This is a genomic window from Duganella paludis, assembly GCF_054461335.1.
In genome coordinates, this window is record NZ_CM136922.1 from 1,225,413 (window position 1) to 1,245,299 (window position 19,887).

The window sequence follows — 19,887 nt, forward strand, 5'->3', positions numbered from 1 at the left end:
TCACATTATTTCGCTGAATACAATAAATTCCCTTGCATTAAGGAGCGTACTGTACAAAAATACAGACTGTCTATATACACAGCCCACTGTACCCATGCTCAAGCTCACCGCACGCCAGGAACAAATCCTGAATCTGATCAAGGACGCCATCGAGAACACCGGCTTCCCGCCGACCCGCGCCGAGATCGCCAACGAATTGGGCTTCAAATCCGCCAACGCGGCCGAGGAACATTTGCAGGCGCTGGCGCGCAAAGGCGCGATCGAAATCGCCGCCGGCACCTCGCGCGGCATCCGCCTGCTGGGCGCGCACGCCGAACCGGCCACGCCGAAAGTGCCGGCCGCGCTGATGATGTCGCTGCCGCTGATCGGCCGCGTGGCTGCCGGTTCGCCCATCCTGGCGCAAGAGAATCTGGAAGCGAGCTACAACGTCGATCCAGCCATGTTCGCCTCCAAGCCCGACTACCTGCTGAAGGTGCGCGGCGAATCGATGCGCGACGCCGGCATCATGGACGGCGACCTGCTGGCTGTGAAGAAAGTGGACAGCGCCAAGAACGGCCAGATCGTGGTGGCCCGCATCGGCAATGAAGTGACCGTCAAGCGCTACCGCAAAACCGGCTCGACCATCGAGCTGCTGCCGGAGAACCCGGACTTCAAGATCATCAAGGTTGATCCGGAGGCCGATGAGTTTGCGCTGGAAGGCTTGGCAGTAGGCCTGATGCGGACCTGGCACTAAGCACTTCACCCTGCGCCAGCAAGACCAGATCGGCTTGCTGGCGTGCCTCTTGTGCGACCTGCACAAACACCTGATTCATCAATTGCTGCGCGGCGGCCAGTTCCTCATCGCTCATGGCTTGCGCCACGTCGGCTGGAATGCTGCGCCCTACCGGCAGCGCTTTCTTGTAGTTGACGGCAAAGCGGTCATAGCAGGCCAGCCAGGCGCTGCGCTGTTCGGCCGTGCGCATGGCGCCGGCCGCGCCGCAGTGGAAGCGCGACAGCGCGATGTCGGCGCCGTTGTAGTGATTGGTGTAGTAATCGATATCGACGCGGTGATCGCCGGCCTGGGCAGCGGTGGCTGCCATCATCAGGCTGGAAGCGATCAGCGCGCGCATCGTCAGCAGCCTTCGAGAGCCGTGCAGAAGTCGTCGAGCAGGTCGTCGGTATCTTCGATGCCGACCGACACGCGGATCAGCGATTCGGCGATGCCCATCGACGCACGGCGCTCGGCGCCCATCTCGAAGAAGATGGTGTGCGCGACCGGAATGATCAGGGTGCGGTTGTCGCCCAGGTTGGATGCCGGAATCGCCAGCTTCAGGCGGTTCAGGAAGTCGAAGCAATCGAGGCCGTCCTTCAACTCAAAACTCAGCAGCGAACCGTGGGCGCGGAACAGTTCCGAACTGATGCCGTGCTGCGGGTGCGATGTCAAGCCTGGATAATAGACGGCCGCCACGCGTTCATCTTTTTCCAGCATCTGCGCCAGCGCCAGCGCGTTGGCGGTGGTGCGCTGCATGCGCAGCGCCAGCGTTTCGGCGCCGACGGCGATGTGGTGCGCGGCGTCCGGCGCCAGCGAGGAACCGAAGTCGCGCAGCGCCTTGGCGCGGATCTGCGCCAGGCCCCATTGCAGCGGCGCGGCTTTCTTGTAGTTCTCGTAGATGTTCGGGAAGCGGGTCCAGTCGTAGGCGCCGGTGTCGGTCAGGCTGCCGCCCAGCGCATTGCCGTGGCCGCCGATCGACTTGGTCAGCGCGTTGACCACCAGACCCGCGCCCACCGCCTTCGGCAGGAACAGGTAAGGCGTGGTCATGGTGTTGTCCACCACGTAGAGGATGCCGCGCTTCTGGCACAGTTCGCCGATGCGCTTGAGGTCCGCCACTTGCGTGCGCGGATTGGCGATGGTCTCGACGAAGACCACGCGGGTGTTCTCGGTGATGGCCGCTTCGACGTTGGCCACATCGGTGGCGTCCACGAAGGACACGCCGATGCCCTGGCTCATGGCGGTCTGCCACAGGCTGTTGGTGTTACCGAACAAGAAGGCCGACGACACCACGTGGTCGCCGGTGCGCAACAACGCCTGCACCACGGCGCCGATGGCGCCCATGCCGGTGGCGAAGCAGATCGTGCCGACGCCCTGCTCCATCTTGTTGACCTTGTCTTCCAGCGCGGAGATGGTCGGGTTGCCCTGACGGCCGTAGCGGAAGCCCGGCTCCTTGCCCTGGAATACGGAGGCCAACTGACGCGCGTCGGCATAGCCGAAGGCCACCGAGGTATGGATAGGCTTGTGCAGCGAACCGTGCTCGATGCCCTTCAGGCGGTCGTTGTGCAGAATGGTGGTGGTGAAACCGTAGTTCTTCTTGTCGTTCATGGATTGTTACGCTTCGGGTTTACGCTTCGGTCGCGGCCAGGTTCAGGTTCAGTTGCGAACGACCTGCATCTTCCGGCGCCTTGGCCTTGGTCGGGTGGTGGCGCGCGTACTCCAGTTTATCCAGATACTCGCGGGTCACGTCGCCCGTCACATAAATGCCGTCGAAGCACGAAGCCTCGAAGCTGGTAAGCGCCGGATTCACATCCGAAATGGCGCGTTTCAGCGCGTCGATGTCCTGGTACACCAGCGCATCGGCGGTGATCTCGCGGCACACCTCTTCCACCGTGCGGCCGTGGGCAATCAGCTCGTCACGGGTCGGCATGTCGATGCCGTACACGTTCGGGTAGATCACCGGTGGCGCGGCCGAAGCGAAGATCACTTTCTTGGCGCCCGAATCGCGCGCCATCTGCACGATCTCGCGGCTGGTGGTGCCGCGCACGATGGAGTCATCCACCAGCAGCACGACCTTGCCCTTGAACTCGTCCGGAATCGCATTCAGCTTCTGGCGCACCGATTTCTTGCGCGCTGCCTGGCCCGGCATGATGAAGGTACGGCCGATGTAACGGTTCTTGATGAAACCTTCGCGGTATTCCTTGTGCAACGCCAGCGCCAGCTGGATCGCGGCAGGACGTGACGAGTCCGGAATCGGCATCACCACGTCGATGTCGTCGGCCAGGCCTTCGCGCTTGATCTTCTCGGCCAGGTACTCGCCCATTTTCAGGCGGGTGCTGTACACCGAGGCGCCGTCGATCACCGAATCGGGACGCGCCAGATATACGAACTCGAACACGCACGGATTCAGCGATGGATTGTCGGCGCACTGGCGCGCGTGCAGCTGCTTGTCGTTGTCGATGAAGACCGCTTCGCCCGGCGCGATGTCGCGCACGAAACGGAAGCCCATGCCTTCCAGCGCCACCGATTCCGAAGCGATCAGGTATTCCACGCCTTCCGGCGTTTCATTGATGCCCAGGCACAGCGGACGAATGCCGTACGGATCGCGGAAGGCCAGCAGGCCGACGCCGGCGATCTGCGCCACGGCGGCGTAACCACCGCGCACACGGCGATGCAGCACGGTCACGGCGTTGAAGATGGTTTCAGCATCGATGGAAATGCCGACGGTGGCTTTTTCGATTTCATGCGCCAGCACGTTCAGCAGCACTTCCGAATCGGAATCGGTGTTGATGTGGCGGCGGTCGTTCTCGAACATCTCTTTCTTGAGCTGTTCCCAGTTGGTCAGGTTGCCGTTGTGGGCCAGCGTGATGCCGAACGGTGCATTGACGTAGAACGGCTGCGCTTCTTCCTCGCTCGACGAACCGGCGGTCGGATAGCGGCAGTGGCCGATACCCGAGTTACCCTGTAGCGTACGCATGTTACGGGTGCGGAACACGTCGCGTACCAGGCCGTTGGCCTTGTGCATGGCGAACATGCTGCTGTGATTGGTCGCGATACCGGCCGCATCCTGGCCGCGATGCTGCAGCAGCAGCAAGGCGTCATACAGCATTTGGTTAACAGGTTGATGGGAGACGACGCCGACAATGCCACACATGATGATGCTCCTGGACTGGTACTACAGATTTAAAGAATTCAAAAATTCACATGCTGCGCCATCGCAGCGGGAAGGAAGCCCTTGACCATGCGCGCACCGACTTCCGCGTAAGGGCTCAACAGCGCCTCCTTCCAAAAAGGCTGTTGCGGCAGCGAGGTCATCCCACACAAGATGACGCCGGCCAACACAATTACAAGCCCGCGCGCCAGACCGAAGACCACGCCCAGCAGGCGGTCGATCATGCTCAGGCCGCCCGCGTCGAGCAAGGCGTCCAGCGCCAGCGACAACAGGCCCATTAAAATCCGCGCACCGATAAACAGTGCGATAAAGGCAAGGATCAGGCGCAGCACCTCGCCCGGCACGGCCGCCGGCAGCATTTGCGCCAGCTGCGCCGCATACGCGTTGGCGACCACGAAGGCCACCACCCAGCCGGCCAGCGACAGCACTTCCTTCACCAGGCCGCGCACCACGCCGATGATGACCGACGTGACCAGCACGAAGATCACCAGGTAGTCGAAGATCGTCACGTGGCGCTGCGGATCAGACGGTTTCCAGGCGGCCGCTCAGGCCCATGCCGGCCAGCTTGGCCTTGACCTTTTCGGCCTCTTCCTTGCTGCTGAACGGCCCCACGCGCACGCGCGTGATGTCGCCCGACGGCGTTTTCTGGGTAAAGGAACTGATCCCGGCGCCCTTCAATTTGGCGCGCAGTTCGTCGACCTTGGCCTGATCGCTCAGGGCCGCCACTTGCAGCACGAATTTCTCGCCGCTTGGCGCGGCGGCTTGCTTGCCTTCCAGGATGGCCAGCGCGCGCGCGTCTTCCGACTTGGCCGGCGCCGCGCCGTGCGCCGGTTTGGTGTCGGCGGGCTTGGCGTCAGCGGCTTTGGCGCTCTCGGCGGCCTTGGCCTTGGCTTCGGCCAGCTTGCGTTCGGCTTCCTGTTTCTCGGCTTTGAGCTTGGCGTCGGCCTTGACCTCGGCCTGCTTGCGTTCGATTTCCTGTCGGTAGTCGGCTTCCTGGCGGGCTTTCAGCTCGCGCTCGGCCTTGGCCTCCGCCTTGGCGTCGGCCTTGGTGGTGTCGACGGCAGCCACCACGGGCGCGGCGGCGGTGGAAGCAGGAGCAGGCTTGGCGGCCGGCTTGACGTCTTCGACGATTTCTTCCTTGCTATCGAGTGCGGCGCTCTGCGCCACCGGCGCAGCGGACGGTGCCGGCGCGGCGGCTACCTCGGCAGGCTTGTCCTTGGAAGGGATTTTGATGTCGATGTCGGACGACAGCGGCTTGGGTTCGGAATCGAGCACCATCGGCAGGCCGACGGCCACCGCCAGTGCGATAGCGATCGCGCCGACCAGGCGGCGGCGCGCGCGTTTCTTTTCCGGCAATATCGGATCGTCCTCTTCGCGGTCGCGGGCGCGACGCTTGGTGGCGCCGCCTTCGGCCGTGGAGGCACGCTTGGAGCGGGCGCGCTCCGTCGCCGCCCGGTCATCAGCGCTGGTGTAATAGCCGCTGTCTTGACCAGCGCCGGCCGAATCCTGCTTGTTTTTACCGAGTTTCGAGAACAAGCCCATGCGTGATTTCAGTCCTGTGCGTTCAGTGGAGTGAGGATTTTCGCGCCGCCATGACACCGGCAACGGTCAGGAAAGATCCAAAGACCACAATTCTATCATCCTCACCGGCCCGGCTGACGGCATTTGCGTACGCCGCACCCGGATCGTCGAACACATTGATGCTGCGTTCATCGCGTTCCGTCTGCACCAGCGGCACCTTGGCGGCCAGTTCCGAGGCGCTCGCCGAGCGCGGCGATGGCAGCGTGGCCAGGCACCAATGGTCGATATGCTCGGACATGGCGGCGATCACGCCGTCGATATCCTTGTCATGCATCGAGCCGAACACGGCGTAGGTGTAACGGTGGAAGCCCATGTTGCCAAGGTTCTGGTTCAGCGCGGCGGCGGCGTGCGGGTTGTGCGCCACGTCGAGGATAATGGTCGGGCGGCCCGGCAGCACCTGGAAGCGGCCCGGCAGCTCCACCGTCACCAGGCCGGTGCGCACTTCCTGGGCGCCGACCGGCAGCACCAGCTTGAGCGCTTCCAGCGCGGCCAGCACGGCGCAGGCGTTGAGGATCTGGTTGGCGCCGCGCAGGCTCGGATAGGCCAGCGAATTGCGGCGCTGGCTGCGGCCGCCGTAGTTCCACTGCTGCTTGTCGCCGGAATAGTTGTAGTCGCGGCCCATCAGCCACAGGTCGGCGCCGATGGCTTCGGCATGGTCGATCAGCGATTGCGGCGGCACCGGGTCGGAGCAGATCGCGGTCTTGCCGGCGCGGAAAATGCCAGCCTTCTCGAAGCCGATCTTCTCGCGGGTGTCGCCCAGGTAGTCGGTGTGGTCGATATCGACGCTGGTGACGATGGAGACGTCGGCATCGACGATGTTGACGGCGTCCAGGCGGCCGCCCAGGCCCACCTCCAGGATCACCACATCCATGCCGGCTTCCGACAGCAGCTTCATGATGGCCAGGGTGGTGAACTCGAAATAGGTCAGCGTGGTATCGCCGCGCGCGGCTTCCACCGCGTTGAAGGCGCTCACCAACACCTCGTCGCTGGCCAGCTCGCCGTTGATGCGGGCGCGCTCGTTGAAGTCGAGGAAGTGCGGCTTGATGTACAGGCCGACCTTGTAGCCGGCGCGCATCAGCACCGATTCCAGCATGGCGCAGGTCGAACCCTTGCCGTTGGTGCCGGCCACCATGATGACGGGGCAGCCAAAGCCCAGTTGCAGGCGTTCCTTGACGGCGAGAACGCGGTCCAGCCCCATGTTGATGACGGTTTCGGCGTGGCGCGATTCAAGCAGCGCAAGCCAGGCGGGCAAAGTAGTTGGGAGGTTCGACATGAGGAGACTCTGAAATGAAAACGGCGCGCAGGCCGGATGATATCCGATTGCGCGCCGTTGCGTGTAACGTCATTCCCGCGCAGGCGGGAATCCATAGAACGCTAGACTGTCGGCGCAGCATGGATTCCCGCGTGCGCGGGAATGACGGGCTTATGCAAGCACTTCGACTGGTTGATTCTGCAGCAGGGCCAGCAGGCGGGCGATTTCTTCGCGCATCTTGCGGCGGTCCACGATCATGTCGACCGCGCCCTTGGTCACCAGGAACTCGGCGCGCTGGAAACCTTCCGGCAGTTTCTCGCGCACGGTGTTCTCGATCACGCGCGGGCCGGCGAAGCCGATCAGCGCCTTAGGCTCGGCGATCACCACGTCGCCCATGAAGGCGAACGACGCGGACACGCCGCCCATGGTCGGGTCGGTCAGCACGCTGATGAATGGCAGTTTCTTTTCCGACAACTTGGTCAGCATGGCGGTGGTCTTGGCCATCTGCATCAGCGACAGCAGGCCCTCTTGCATGCGGGCGCCGCCGGTGGCGGTGATGCAAATGAACGGCACTTTCTGTTCCAGGGCCTGTTGGGCGCCGCGCACGAAGCGCTCGCCGACCACGGAACCCATGGAGCCGCCCATGAATTCGAATTCAAAGCAGGCCACCACAACCGGCAGGCTCATGATGGAACCGCCCATGACGATCAGCGCATCAGTCTCGCCGGTGGCTTCCATGGCTTGCTTGAGGCGGTCAGGGTATTTCTTGCTGTCTTTGAATTTCAGGGTGTCGACCGGCAGGGTATCCATGCCGATTTCATAACGGCCGCCGGCATCGAACAGGCTGTCGAGGCGTTCGCGCGCGCGGATGCGCATGTGGTGGTCGCATTTCGGGCAAACGTGCAGGTTCGACTCCAGGTCGGTACGGTACAGCACGGCTTCGCACGATGGGCACTTGACCCACAGGCCTTCCGGCATCGTCTTGCGAGCGCCGGCGTCGGAACGCTGGATACGTGGGGGCAGCAGTTTTTCCAACCAACTCATAAATTCTCCTTGCAGCTATCTTGTGGGCCGAAGTGTAGCCGTTTCCCGCCGACCTGTCGAACATTGCATTACATCAGTTCGGCGCCGCCGTCATGTCATCACTGCGTTTTTAGAGGAAAACCACTACGGTTTGCTAGGCCACCACAAAAACAGTGTTGTCTTAAATTACTTTATCTTGACTATCCACAAACATCGTGAGACTATCTGCCCATCGTAAAGACGTTCCAAATTGACATCGGAGATTACCATGAAACAACTTAAAGTTCTGTTGCTGGCAGCCACTGCCTTCGCCTCCTTCAGCGCCGGCGCTGCCAACCTGATCACCAACGGTGGTTTCGAAGATGGTAGCGCGACTGGCTACGCCAGCTTCACTTCCGACTACACCAAGGCCGGCAACCTGTACGATCCGTCCATCGTGACCATCGGCGGCAACCCGAACAGCTTCCACAGCGCCTGGGGCAGCTTCGGCGCCCTGGAAGGCAGCAACATGCTGATCGTCAACGGCGGCATCGTTGGCACGCAAAACCTGGTGTGGTCGCAGACCCTGAACCTGGCAGCCGGTAGCTACGACTTCAGCGCCGCCGCCGCCAGCACCTACGGCAGCAACCCATCGCACGTGATCGCCATCGCCACCATCGGCGGCACCGACTACGCGCTGGGCGGCGTACAGCTGGGCAGCACCGTTGGCCAGTGGGACACCTTCTCGGGCGTGCTGAACGTGCAAAGCGCAACCAGCGTCCAAATCAAGCTGCTGAACCTGACCACCGACTACCACGGCAACGACTTCGCCGTCGACCAGATCTCGCTGACCTCGGCCGTACCTGAGCCAACCACCTACGCCATGCTGCTGGCCGGCCTGGGCATGCTGGGCTTCGTCGCCCGCCGCCGCCGCAACTAAGCAACTCCGGCAGCACAAAAAAAAGGATCCTCGCGGATCCTTTTTTTATTTAGGCATCAAGCGCCGAGCGTATGCCGGCCACGAAGGCCTGCACCGCAGCCACCGCCCCCGCCTCCCCCGCGCTTTCGATCTCCTGGATGATGCGGCTGCCGATCACCACCGCATCGGCCACTTCCGCCACCGCCCGCGCCGTGGCGCCGTCGCGTATGCCGAAGCCTACGCCCACCGGCAATTTCACGTGCTTGCGGATCGCCGTCAAACGGCTGGCGACGTCGGCGACGTCGATGTTTCCAGCGCCGGTCACGCCCTTCAAGGAAACGTAATAGCTGAAGCCGCCACCCACCTTGGCCACCTGGGCAATGCGCTCCTCGGTCGAGGTCGGCGCCAGCAGGAAGATCAGGTCCAGCTCGGCCGCGCGCATGTCGGCGGCGAACTCTTCGCACTCTTCCGGCGGGTAATCCACCACGATGGCGCCATCCGCGCCCACCGCCACCGATTGCTCGATAAAGGCCTTGGGACCGATGCGCTCGATCGGATTGGCGTAGCCCATCAGCACTACCGGGGTGGTCTGGTTGGTCTTGCGGAACTCCGCCACATAAGCGAACACATCCCTGATGCCGACGCCGTTGGCCAGCGCCCGCTCGCAGGCGCGCTGGATCACCGGGCCTTCGGCCATCGGATCGGAAAATGGCACGCCCAGCTCGATGATGTCGGCGCCGCCGGCCACCAGCGCGTGCATCAGCGGCACGGTCGATGCCTTGCCCGGATCGCCGGCGGTGATGAAAGTAACGAGCGCGGTTTTGTTGTGCGCCTTCAGGGCGCTGAAAGTTGCTGCAATTTTGGACATGTCGGTTTCCTTAGTTGAAGTTCAGACCCATACGCTCTGCGACCGTATGCATGTCCTTGTCACCACGGCCCGACAGGTTGGCCAAAATAATCTTATCCTTGGGCAGCGTGGCCGCCAGCTTGACCGCGTAGGCCAGGGCGTGCGACGACTCCAGCGCCGGAATGATGCCTTCGATATGGCAGCAATCGTGGAAGGCCTGCAGCGCTTCCTCGTCCGTGATCGACACGTACTCGGCGCGGCCGATGTCCTTCAGGTAGGCGTGCTCCGGGCCGACGCCCGGATAGTCCAGCCCGGCCGAGACCGAATGCGTCTCGATGATCTGGCCGTTTTCGTCCTGCAGCAGATAGGTGCGGTTGCCGTGCAAGACGCCCGGATAACCCTTGGTCAGCGAAGCCGCGTGCTTGGAGCCATCCAGCCCCTCGCCCGCCGCCTCCACGCCGATCAGCTTTACGCTCTTCTGGTCGATGTAGGGATAGAAGATGCCCATGGCGTTGGAACCGCCGCCGATACAGGCCATCACATAGTCCGGCTGGCGGCCGGTCATTTCCGGCATCTGCACCAGGCACTCCTCGCCGATCACCGACTGGAAGTCGCGCACCAGCATCGGGTAAGGATGCGGGCCGGCCACGGTGCCGATGATGTAGAAGGTGTTTTCAATATTGGTGACCCAGTCGCGCATGGCTTCGTTCAGCGCGTCCTTCAAGGTCTTGGAGCCGGACTCCACCGGCACCACGGTCGCGCCCAGCAGCTTCATGCGGTAGACGTTCTGCGCCTGACGCTTGACGTCTTCGCTGCCCATGTAGACCACGCATTCCAGGCCGAAACGGGCGCAGATGGTGGCGGTGGCAACGCCGTGCTGGCCGGCGCCGGTCTCGGCGATGATGCGCGGCTTGCCCATGCGCTTGGCCAGCAAAGCCTGGCCGATGACATTGTTGATCTTGTGGGCGCCGGTGTGGTTCAGGTCTTCGCGCTTGAAGTAGATCTGCGCGCCGCCGGCCTGTTGGGACCAGCGCTTGGCGTGATAGATCGGCGACGGACGGCCGACGAAGTGCTTGAGCTCGTAGCGGAATTCTTCGAGGAACTCGGGATCTTTGCTGTAGCGCTCGTAGGCTTCGTTCAGCTCGGCCAGCGCGTAGGTCAGGGTTTCGGCGACGAAGCTGCCGCCGTAGGGGCCAAAGTGGCCTTTGGCGTCAGGAAGTGGGTAATCCTTGGCGTGAAACAGAGGTTTCATGATGGGCTGCGCTTTCTAAAATGGTATCTCCCGCCCGCACCGCCGCGACAAAGTCGGCGATCTTGCGGGCATCCTTGATTCCCTTGGACGCTTCGACACCAGAGCTGATGTCGACGGCGTAGGGGCGTACACCTGCCACCGCGTCAGTCGCGTTGTGTACGCTCAAGCCACCACTTAAAACGACCCGAGGCGCGAGATCTTTTGGAATGAGAGACCAATCAAAACCCTTTCCTGCGCCACCGTAAGCATCCACATAGGTATCCAGCAACAGGCTGGTGAACAAGGGACTGGCGGCGCGGTTTGCCTGCTCGTATTCTAGCAGTTCATCCGGGCGCGTGTCAGGTTTGACGCGGAACACCTTCATATACTGTCGCCCGGCGGCAGCGGCAATCGCGGCGCCCTGCTCCACCGTTTCGTCGCCATGCAATTGTATTAACGACAGCGGCGCCACCCGCACCACGGCCGCCACCTCTTCCGGCGTGGCGTTGACGAACAGGCCCACGGTGGTGATGAATGGTGGCACGACCGCGATCAATTCGGCGGCGCGCTCGGGCGTGACGTAGCGCGGGCTTTTCGGATAGAACACAAAACCGATCGCATCCGCGCCGGCGGCCACCACGGCCTGCACGTCTTGCTCGCGGGTCAGGCCGCAGATTTTGATACGGGTGCGCATGCTTCCATCCTTTTAGAACCAGGGCAGCCCGCTGCTGGTCTCCAGCGGCAGTCCCCATTTTTCATCGTAATCGATCTTGGCCAGGTACAGGCCGTCGGGCATGAAGGTGGGCGCGGCCAGGCTGCGGTTCTTCGACGCCAGCAGCTCGGCCATCCAGCCCGGCTCCTCGCGGCCCTGGCCGATGTAGACCAGCGAACCGACCACATTGCGCACCATGTGGTGCAGGAAGGCGCTGGCCTTCAGGGTGAACACGATCAGGTCGCCATGGCGGCGCACCTGCACTTCGTGCATCAGCTTGACCGGCGACTTGGCCTGGCATTGCGCGGCGCGGAAGGTGCTGAAGTCGTGCGTGCCGACCAGCGCCTGGGCCGCTTCCTGCATGCGCTCCACGTCCAGCGGCCAGTGATAGAAACCGGCGCGGCCGTGCAGCAACGGCGAACGCGTGGAATGGTTATACAACACGTAGTGGTAAGTGCGGGCGCGGGCGCTGAAGCGGGCATGGAAGAAGTCGTCCACGCTGGGATCGCCTTCCAGTTCCTTGGCCCAGCGCACGCAGATGGACGGCGGCAGGAAGGCGTTGATGCCGCGCACCCAGGAGTGCGGCACACGGGTCAGCTCGGTATCGAAATGGACCACCTGCTCGGACGCGTGCACGCCGGCATCCGTGCGGCCGGCGCAGGTGGTGGCCAGCGGCACCGTGGCGAACGACTGCAGCGCCTGCTCCAGCTTGTTCTGCACGGTCAGGCCGCTTTCCTGTTTCTGGTATCCGTGCCAGGCCTGGCCGTCGTACTGAAGCCCGATTGCTATCCGTTTCACTACTGCCCAATCCACAAGTCTGAATCAGCCATTATATAACGGCGCTGAATTAGCTTAGCTGGGCCTTCATGGCGTTGGCCTTGGCGATCTGCTCGTCGCTGCCGCCGCGCAGCACTTCGTCCAGCAGCTCGCGCGCGCCTTCCTTGTCGCCGATTTCCTGATAGGCGATAGCCAGGTCCAGCTTGGTGTCCATTTCCATGTGGTGCGCGGACAGCGGCTCGTTGCTGCCCGAGGAGGCCGGCGCTGCGTCGGCCGGCGCTGCGGCTGGCGCGGACTCGCCGAAGCTGTCGAGGTCCAGGTCGATGCTCGACAGGTCGAACTCCGGTGCGGCCGGTGGCGGCGCGGCGGTGATGTTTTCCACCTCGGCCGGCAGTTCCAGGCTGGTGTCGAAGTCCAGCGGCGCGGCAGGCGCTTGCGGCGGCTCGGTGAAGGCAGGCACTTCCGGAATGTCGAAGCCGGCCAGGTCCAGGTCCAGCGGATCGGTGGCGGCCGATGGCTTGGTGTCCGCGACTTGCGTGGCCGAGGCCGGCAGGTCGAGGCCGAAGTCCATGCTCATGTCGTCGACTGGGGCCGGCGCAGGCGCCACGGTTTCCGTCGGGGCCGGCATTTCGATGGCCGGCGCCGGTGCGGAGACCGGCTCGAAGCTCAGGCCGCCCAGATCGAAGTCCATCAGGTTGTCGTTTTCGGCGGCCACCGAGGCCGGCGAGATCGAAGCGTCGGCCGCCTGCGGCAGCGCGGTGTCCATGTCGGCGCCGAAGTCGAGCGGATCGGTGGAGATGGTTGGAATCGCGGCCGGCGCCGGTGCGGCATCCTGGCTCAGGTCCAGATCCAGCGCCGAGGGTTCGGCCGGCGCGTAGGTGCTGGCGGCGTCGTTGCTGAAATCGTTGCTGAAGTCCTTGCTGAAATCGCTGCCGAAGTCCGGCTCGGCCGCAGCCGCAGCCACACCGGCCGCAGCGGCTGCCGCAACCACCGGCGCGGCGCCGAACTGCGCATCGCCGCCATCTTTGCCCATGGTGTACAGCGGATTGCCCGGATCGATGCCACGCCCCATGGTGACGGCCTGCTCCCACTCGTCGCCCTGGCCACGGGTCAGCGCATACAGCTCGGAGGCCTGGGTCTCGAACGAACGCGCATCCTTGCGGGCCACGTAAATTTCCAGCAACTTCAGGCGCACGACGTGGCGCTCAGGATGGGTGCGCAGCGCTTCCTTCAGGATCTCTTCGGCCTGGGCGTCGCGGCCGTAGGCGATATACACATCGGCTTCCGCCACCGGATCGACTTCATTGGTATCGAGCTGGCTGGCCGATGGCGCGAAGTTGGAATTGAACACGCTGTTGTTGGTGTCCACGCTCTGGCCGCCGGCATCGGCGATCAGCGGGGTCGGCGCTGGCAGCGCGGTCTCGCCCAGGATGGACGACTCCTCCTGCGGCACCACGAATTTCTTGCGGCGGCGCGAAGCCATGATGCCCAGCGCGCCCAACAGCAAAGCCGCTGCGGCCCCGCCCACGTAGGTGATGTTGTCCATCAGGATTTCGAACAGGCTAGGCTCAACCAGCTTCTTCGGCGGCAGCACCAGCGTGCGCTTCGGTTTGACTTCGGCCGGGGTGTTGTCGATGACCGGCACGCTGGCGGCCGCTTCCGGTGGATGCTTGACCTCGGCGGCGGCCTTGTTCTTCAGGGCCATCAACTTCTCAAGGTCGTTGACGTTCTTTTCCAGTTCCTTGACGCGGCTGGCCGCTTCATCCACCTGCTTCTGCTTGGCGAGCTTTTCTTCCGCCACCGCCGCCGCGCCGGTCTTGCCCTGCTGCGGCGCGTTGTCGGTAGCCTTGGACAAGGTCAGCTTGTCCTTGGCGGTATTGGTGGCGGTCGGTTTCTCTTCGACCTTGGCCGTGATCTTGCCCGACACGTTCTGCGAGGCATCCGGCTCGGCGCTTGCCGGCGCGGCGGCAACCTGGCCGGCCAGCTTGGCGCGGTAGGCGTTGAAATCGGCCGCGTGGGCGACCACGACGCTGCGCGCCTCGCCTTCGCCGCCGGCGTTGCTGCGAACGGCGTCCGCATCCGGCACCGACAGGATCTGGCCCGATTTCAGGCGGTTCATATTGCTGCCGCTGAACGCTTCCGGATTGGCGCGGTACAGCGCCACCAGCATCATGTCCAGCGACACATCGACCGGCTTGACCTGGTTGGCGATGCGGGTCAGGTTGTCGCCGGACTTGACGGCGTATTCACTGGCGGCGGCCTTGGCCGTCGCGGCTGGGCGTACGGCTGGAGCCGGCTGTGCTGCGGCAGGCGCCGGTGCCGGTGCGGCCGCCGGTGCTGGTGTTTGTGCCGGTGCTGCCGGCGCCGGTGCCGGCGCGGGCGCCGGGCGGATGCCCAGGTCCACCGGCGCGGTCACTTGCGGCGCCTGCGTGGCGCGCAGGTCGGGCGGGTCCAGCAGGAAGGTGTATTCGCGAACCATGCGGCCGCCGGTCCAGCTCAATTCCAGCAGCATGTCGACGAAGGGTTCGTTGATCGGCTGGCTGGAGCTGATCTTGATGAGCTGCTTGCCGTTGCGCTGCTCGATGTCGAAACGCAGCGACAGCAGCGCCGGATTGAAATCGATATTCGCGCTGCGGAAGGCCTCGGCCGGCGCCAGCTTGGCGATCAGCGCGCTGGCCTCATCCTGCGTGACGGCGGTCAATTCGATCTCCGCCCGCAGCGGCTGCCCCAGTGCGGACAGGACGGTCAGCTTGCCCAGTCCCGCTGCATTTGCAGAGGCCGCCAACAGCACAGTACTGGCCACCGCGCTGGTGATGGACTTCAACGCGAACGAAACATAAGGGCGATTGTGTACTGGCATAGTGGGGCGATTTTGTGATTGTCAGAGAGAAAATGTTACTTTCCCGGATTTACCAACATAACATCATGCTCAGGAGCATGCAAGCTTTGCACCACTGTAAACCAACAAAAGGGCTTTCCCCTATGAGAACACATAGGAAAAAGCCCTTCTCTTGTGCGAATTAAGACTTACTGATCCAGCACGATGCGCAGCATGCGGCGCAGTGGTTCAGCCGCGCCCCACAGCAGCTGGTCGCCGACGGTGAAGGCCGACAGGTACTCCGGACCCATGCTCATCTTGCGCAGGCGGCCGACCGGAATCGTCAGGCTGCCGGTGACGGCGGCCGGCGACAGGTCTTTCATCGACGCTTCGCGGGTGTTCGGCACCACTTTGGCCCACTGGTTGGCCGAAGCGATGATGTCGGTGATTTCGTCCAGCGGCACATCCTTGTTCAGCTTGATGGTCAGCGCTTGCGAGTGGCAACGCATGGCGCCGATGCGCACGCACAGGCCGTCCACTGGAATCGCTTTGGAACCGAAGTCCGCGCCCAGGCCCAGAATCTTGTTGGTCTCGGCGCCGGCTTTCCACTCTTCCTTCGACTGGCCGTTGCCCAGGTCCTTGTCGATCCAAGGGATCAGGTTGCCGGCCAGCGGCACGCCGAACTGCTTGGTCTCGTCGGCCGACAGGCCATGCTGGGTTGCCAGCACTTGGCGGTCGATTTCCAGGATGGCCGAGGCAGGATCGTCCAGCAGCGGCTTGATGGCGCCGTTGATGGTGCCGAACTGGGTCAGCAGTTCACGCATGTGCTGCGCGCCGCCGCCCGATGCCGCCTGATAGGTCATGGAGGTCATCCAGTCGACCAGGCCGTGCTGGAACAGGCCGCCCAGGCCGATCAGCATGCACGATACGGTGCAGTTGCCGCCGATGAAGTTCTTCACGCCCTTGCCCAGCGCGTCCTTGATGACGTGCATGTTCACCGGGTCCAGCACGATGACCGCGTCCTTGTCCATGCGCAAGGTCGACGCCGCGTCGATCCAGTAGCCGTTCCAGCCGGCCGCGCGCAGTTTCGGGAACACTTCGGTGGTGTAGTCGCCGCCCTGGCACGAGATGATGATCTCGCACTTTTTCAGTTCGTCGATGTCGGTGGCGCTTTTCAGTTTGGTTTCATTCTTGGCCATCGCCGGGGCGTTGCCGCCCGGGTTCGAAGTGGTGAAGAACACTGGTTCGATGTGGGCGAAATCGCCCTCTTCCTGCATGCGCTGCATCAGGACCGAACCTACCATACCGCGCCAACCTACCAAGCCTACGAGTTTCATTTTTGCTCTTCCTTGTCTTTGATTTTTTATGCCAGCGCTTTAACGACAGCGTTGCCCATCTCTTCGGTGCCCACCTTGGTGGTGCCCTCTTCGTAGATGTCGGCGGTGCGCAGGCCCTGGGCCAGCACCTTCTTCACGGCGTTCTCGATGCGATCGGCCTGCTCGGCCTTGTTCAGCGAGAAGCGCAGCATCATGGCGGCCGACAGAATCGTTGCCAATGGATTGGCGATGCCCTTGCCGGCGATGTCCGGCGCCGAACCGTGCGATGGCTCGTACAAGCCCTTGTTGTTGGCATCCAGCGAAGCGGACGGCAGCATGCCGATCGAACCGGTCAGCATGGCGGCGGCGTCGCTCAGGATGTCGCCGAACATATTGCCGGTGACGATGACGTCGAACTTCTTCGGCGCGCGCACCAGTTGCATGGCGGCGTTGTCGACGTACATGTGGTCCAGCGCCACGTCCGGATATTCCTTGTGGACGTCGGTGACGATGTCTTTCCAGAACTGGAAGGTTTCCAGCACATTGGCCTTGTCCACCGAGGTCAGGCGCTTGCCGCGCTTTTGCGCCGCCTGGAACGCCACGTGGGCGATGCGGCGGATTTCGCCTTCGGCGTAGCGCATGGTGTCGAAGCCTTCGCGCTGGCCTTTGAACGGGCCGTCCGGGCACTCGCGCACGCCGCGCGGCTGGCCGAAGTAGATGTCGCCGGTCAGTTCGCGCACGATCAGGATGTCCAGGCCGGAGACGATTTCCGGCTTCAGGGTCGAAGCGTTGGCCAGCTCAGGGTACAAGATGGCCGGACGCAGGTTGCCGAACAGGCCGAGGTTCTTGCGCAGGCCCAGAATGGCTTGCTCGGGACGCAGCGGACGGTCCAGCGTGTCGTACTTCCAGTCGCCGACGGCGCCGAACAGCACGGCGTCCGCGTCCTGGGCCAGCTTGAGCGTGGCTTCCGGCAGCGGATGGCCGCTGGCTTCATAGCCGGCGCCGCCGACCGGCGCGGTTTCCATCTCGAATTGCTCGCCCAGCACATTCAGTACCTTGACTGCCTGCGTGACGATTTCCGGGCCGATGCCGTCGCCCGGGAGGATTGCGATTTTCATAGTTCTATCTTTAGATGACGTTAGCCAACCATGGTTGGTTTGCCAGATGGCGCTCTTCGAAGCTGCGGATGGTGTCGGCGTGGCGCAGGGTCAGGCCGATATCGTCGAGTCCGTTCATCAGGCAGTATTTGCGGAAGGCGTCGATCTCGAAGGGATAGGAGATGCTGCCATTGCTGGTGGAAATGCGTTGCTGCTCAAGGTCGACCACCAGTTTGTATCCGGGGAAGGCCTTGACTTCGTTGAACAGATGATCGATCTGCGCTTCGGTCAATACGATCGGCAGCAAGCCGCTCTTGAAACAGTTGTTGAAGAAGATGTCGGCAAACGACGGCGCCAGCACGGCGCGGAAGCCGTATTGGTCGAGCGCCCACGGCGCGTGTTCGCGCGAGGAACCGCAGCCGAAATTCTTGCGGGTCAGCAGGATCGAGGCGCCTTGATAGCGCGCTTCGTTCAGCACGAAGTCCGGATTCAGCGGACGCTTGCTGTTGTCCATGCCCGGTTCGCCGTGGTCCAGGTAACGCCATTCGTCGAACAGGTTGGGACCGAAGCCGGTGCGGTGGATGGACTTCAGGAACTGCTTTGGAATGATGGCGTCGGTATCGACGTTAGCGCGGTCCAGCGGCGCCACCAGTCCTTCATAAATCGTAAATTTTTCCATGATGCTTCATAAGTGAGCCGCGCGGCGTGGCCGCGCGGCCGGGTCGGGTATCAATGGCCCGCGGCGCCCTGCACCGCCTGGCCGGCTTTCTGTACATCCTTGCCCATGCCGGCAATGGTGTTGCAGCCGGTGATAGCGATAGCGAGGAGAGTCAGAGCGATCAGTTTTTTCATGGTGGTTCCCGATGGATAATGGGTGTCAGTGCAATGCGCGCACGTCGACGAAATGGCCGGCGATACCGGCTGCCGCAGCCATCGCGGGCGACACCAGATGGGTGCGACCGCCTTGACCTTGGCGTCCTTCAAAATTACGGTTGGAAGTCGAGGCGCAACGCTCGCCCGGTTCCAGGCGGTCGGCGTTCATCGCCAGGCACATGGAGCAGCCCGGCTCGCGCCACTCGAAGCCGGCGTCGCGGAAGATCACGTCCAGGCCTTCGCGTTCGGCTTGCTCCTTGACCAGGCCCGAGCCCGGCACCACCAGCGCCAGCTTGACGTTGGAGGCGCGCTGCTTGCCGCGCACCACCGCCGCCGCCGCGCGCAAGTCTTCGATGCGCGAGTTGGTGCAGGAGCCGATGAACACCTTGTCGATGCGGATGTCTTCGATGGCCGTGTTCGGCTTCAGGTCCATGTACACCAGCGCCTTTTCGATGGCGCTGCGCTTGACGCTGTCTTTTTCGTGGTCCGGGTCCGGCACGCGGCCGTCGACCGGCAGCACCATCTCGGGCGAGGTGCCCCAGGTGACCTGCGGCTTGATCTCGGCGGCGTTCAAGGTCACCACCAGGTCGAACTTGGCGCCCGGATCGGTGTGCAGCGTGCGCCAGTAGCCCACGGCCTGGTCCCAATGCGGGCCGGCCGGCGAGAACGGACGGCCTTTGACGTAGTTGATGGTGGTGTCGTCGACGCCGATGATGCCGGCGCGCGCGCCCGCTTCGATCGCCATATTGCAGACCGTCATGCGGCCTTCCATCGACAGCGCGCGGATGGTCGAGCCGCCGAATTCGATACAGTAGCCGTTGCCGCCGGCGGTGCCGATCTTGCCGATGATGGCCAGCACGATGTCCTTGGCGGTGACGCCGGCCGGCAGCGCGCCGTCGACCTGCACCAGCATGGCCTTGGACTTCTTCTGCAGCAGGGTCTGGGTGGCCAGCACGTGCTCCACTTCCGAGGTGCCGATGCCGTGCGCCAGCGCGCCGAAGGCGCCGTGGGTCGAGGTGTGCGAGTCGCCGCAGACCACGGTCATGCCCGGCAGGGTAGCGCCCTGCTCAGGGCCGATCACGTGGACGATGCCCTGGCGCTTGTCGTTCATGTTGAAGTAGGTCAGGCCGTAGGACTTGGCGTTGTTGTCCAGCGTTTCGACCTGCAGGCGCGAAATCGGATCGGCGATGCCGTCGGCGCGCGAGGTGGTCGGCACGTTGTGGTCGGCCACGGCCAAGTTGGCCGACAGGCGCCACGGCTGGCGATTGGCGGCGCGCAGGCCGTCGAAAGCCTGCGGGCTGGTCACTTCGTGCACCAGGTGGCGGTCGATGTAGAGGATCGTGGTGCCGTCGTCTTCCGTGCGGACGACGTGGGATTCCCAGAGTTTGTCGTAAAGCGTCTTCATGATGTCTTTTCGCTACTGCTACTATTATCCAACTTGATTATGCCATATTGTGCAATGCAATAGCAGCCACCGCTGTCCAGCCTCTTGAGCCCGACGCCTTCTGCCCACCCATTCACTCGGTATGACCCCTAAATTTT

At 63.3% G+C, this 19,887-nt stretch carries 19 protein-coding genes; 2 read left to right on the forward strand and 17 right to left on the reverse strand.

What is annotated here, in order from left to right:
- The first annotated feature begins 94 nt into the window (after positions 1–94).
- The gene (lexA, locus tag ACXZ1M_RS05545; RefSeq protein WP_459052190.1) at positions 95–733 is read left to right on the forward strand and encodes a transcriptional repressor LexA; all 639 of its coding nucleotides are present in this window, start codon (positions 95–97) and stop codon (positions 731–733) included.
- Here lexA and ACXZ1M_RS05550 read toward each other — a convergent pair.
- The 7 genes from ACXZ1M_RS05550 to accD form a co-directional block, all read right to left on the reverse strand.
- Complete coding sequence (locus ACXZ1M_RS05550; RefSeq protein WP_459052191.1) at positions 660–1,109, reverse strand: hypothetical protein; 450 nt, start codon at positions 1,107–1,109, stop codon at positions 660–662. The two genes, lexA and ACXZ1M_RS05550, sit on opposite strands and share 74 nt — an antisense overlap.
- A gap of 2 nt (positions 1,110–1,111) precedes the next feature.
- Positions 1,112–2,356, reverse strand: coding sequence for a cystathionine gamma-synthase family protein (locus tag ACXZ1M_RS05555; protein ID WP_459052192.1), 1,245 nt, complete (start codon positions 2,354–2,356; stop codon positions 1,112–1,114).
- Between the two features lie 19 nt (positions 2,357–2,375).
- Positions 2,376–3,902 (reverse strand): amidophosphoribosyltransferase, encoded by a 1,527-nt coding sequence (gene purF / locus ACXZ1M_RS05560; protein WP_459052193.1) that lies wholly within the window; start codon positions 3,900–3,902, stop codon positions 2,376–2,378.
- 38 nt (positions 3,903–3,940) lie between these two features.
- Positions 3,941–4,429: a CvpA family protein gene (locus tag ACXZ1M_RS05565; protein ID WP_459052194.1), complete on the reverse strand. Its 489-nt coding sequence runs from the start codon at positions 4,427–4,429 to the stop codon at positions 3,941–3,943.
- Positions 4,430–4,442: 13 nt separating this feature from the next.
- Entirely contained in the window at positions 4,443–5,462 is a 1,020-nt protein-coding gene (locus ACXZ1M_RS05570) for an SPOR domain-containing protein (RefSeq protein ID WP_459052195.1), read from the reverse strand.
- 22 nt (positions 5,463–5,484) lie between these two features.
- Complete coding sequence (folC, locus tag ACXZ1M_RS05575) at positions 5,485–6,774, reverse strand: bifunctional tetrahydrofolate synthase/dihydrofolate synthase (protein ID WP_459052196.1); 1,290 nt, start codon at positions 6,772–6,774, stop codon at positions 5,485–5,487.
- 150 nt (positions 6,775–6,924) lie between these two features.
- A complete protein-coding gene (gene accD, locus ACXZ1M_RS05580) occupies positions 6,925–7,797 on the reverse strand; it encodes an acetyl-CoA carboxylase, carboxyltransferase subunit beta (RefSeq protein WP_373988325.1) in 873 nt (290 codons plus the stop codon).
- A 247-nt stretch (positions 7,798–8,044) separates the two neighbouring features.
- Here accD and ACXZ1M_RS05585 point away from each other — a divergent pair, with 247 nt between their 5' ends.
- Positions 8,045–8,695: a PEP-CTERM sorting domain-containing protein gene (locus tag ACXZ1M_RS05585; protein ID WP_459052197.1), complete on the forward strand. Its 651-nt coding sequence runs from the start codon at positions 8,045–8,047 to the stop codon at positions 8,693–8,695.
- Between the two features lie 49 nt (positions 8,696–8,744).
- On the opposite strand, the gene trpA is transcribed toward ACXZ1M_RS05585, so the two are convergent.
- The 10 genes from trpA to leuC form a co-directional block, all read right to left on the reverse strand.
- Positions 8,745–9,542, reverse strand: coding sequence for a tryptophan synthase subunit alpha (gene trpA / locus ACXZ1M_RS05590; RefSeq protein WP_459052198.1), 798 nt, complete (start codon positions 9,540–9,542; stop codon positions 8,745–8,747).
- Positions 9,543–9,552: 10 nt separating this feature from the next.
- Positions 9,553–10,773 (reverse strand): tryptophan synthase subunit beta, encoded by a 1,221-nt coding sequence (gene trpB / locus ACXZ1M_RS05595; RefSeq protein ID WP_459052199.1) that lies wholly within the window; start codon positions 10,771–10,773, stop codon positions 9,553–9,555.
- Positions 10,733–11,446, reverse strand: a complete 714-nt coding sequence (locus ACXZ1M_RS05600) for a phosphoribosylanthranilate isomerase (RefSeq protein WP_459052200.1) — start codon at positions 11,444–11,446, stop codon at positions 10,733–10,735. Before ACXZ1M_RS05600 ends, trpB begins: the two co-directional genes overlap by 41 nt.
- A gap of 12 nt (positions 11,447–11,458) precedes the next feature.
- Complete coding sequence (gene truA, locus ACXZ1M_RS05605) at positions 11,459–12,262, reverse strand: tRNA pseudouridine(38-40) synthase TruA (RefSeq protein WP_459052201.1); 804 nt, start codon at positions 12,260–12,262, stop codon at positions 11,459–11,461.
- Between the two features lie 49 nt (positions 12,263–12,311).
- Positions 12,312–15,101 (reverse strand): FimV/HubP family polar landmark protein, encoded by a 2,790-nt coding sequence (locus tag ACXZ1M_RS05610; RefSeq protein ID WP_459052202.1) that lies wholly within the window; start codon positions 15,099–15,101, stop codon positions 12,312–12,314.
- A 167-nt stretch (positions 15,102–15,268) separates the two neighbouring features.
- On the reverse strand, positions 15,269–16,396 hold the full coding sequence (gene asd / locus ACXZ1M_RS05615; RefSeq protein ID WP_459052203.1) for an aspartate-semialdehyde dehydrogenase: 1,128 nt from the start codon (positions 16,394–16,396) through the stop codon (positions 15,269–15,271).
- Between the two features lie 26 nt (positions 16,397–16,422).
- A complete protein-coding gene (leuB, locus tag ACXZ1M_RS05620) occupies positions 16,423–17,493 on the reverse strand; it encodes a 3-isopropylmalate dehydrogenase (RefSeq protein ID WP_459052204.1) in 1,071 nt (356 codons plus the stop codon).
- A 10-nt stretch (positions 17,494–17,503) separates the two neighbouring features.
- Positions 17,504–18,151, reverse strand: a complete 648-nt coding sequence (leuD, locus tag ACXZ1M_RS05625) for a 3-isopropylmalate dehydratase small subunit (RefSeq protein WP_459052206.1) — start codon at positions 18,149–18,151, stop codon at positions 17,504–17,506.
- A 50-nt stretch (positions 18,152–18,201) separates the two neighbouring features.
- Complete coding sequence (locus tag ACXZ1M_RS05630; RefSeq protein WP_160991549.1) at positions 18,202–18,324, reverse strand: entericidin A/B family lipoprotein; 123 nt, start codon at positions 18,322–18,324, stop codon at positions 18,202–18,204.
- 25 nt (positions 18,325–18,349) lie between these two features.
- Positions 18,350–19,753 (reverse strand): 3-isopropylmalate dehydratase large subunit, encoded by a 1,404-nt coding sequence (gene leuC, locus ACXZ1M_RS05635; RefSeq protein ID WP_459053978.1) that lies wholly within the window; start codon positions 19,751–19,753, stop codon positions 18,350–18,352.
- Positions 19,754–19,887 lie beyond the last annotated feature (134 nt).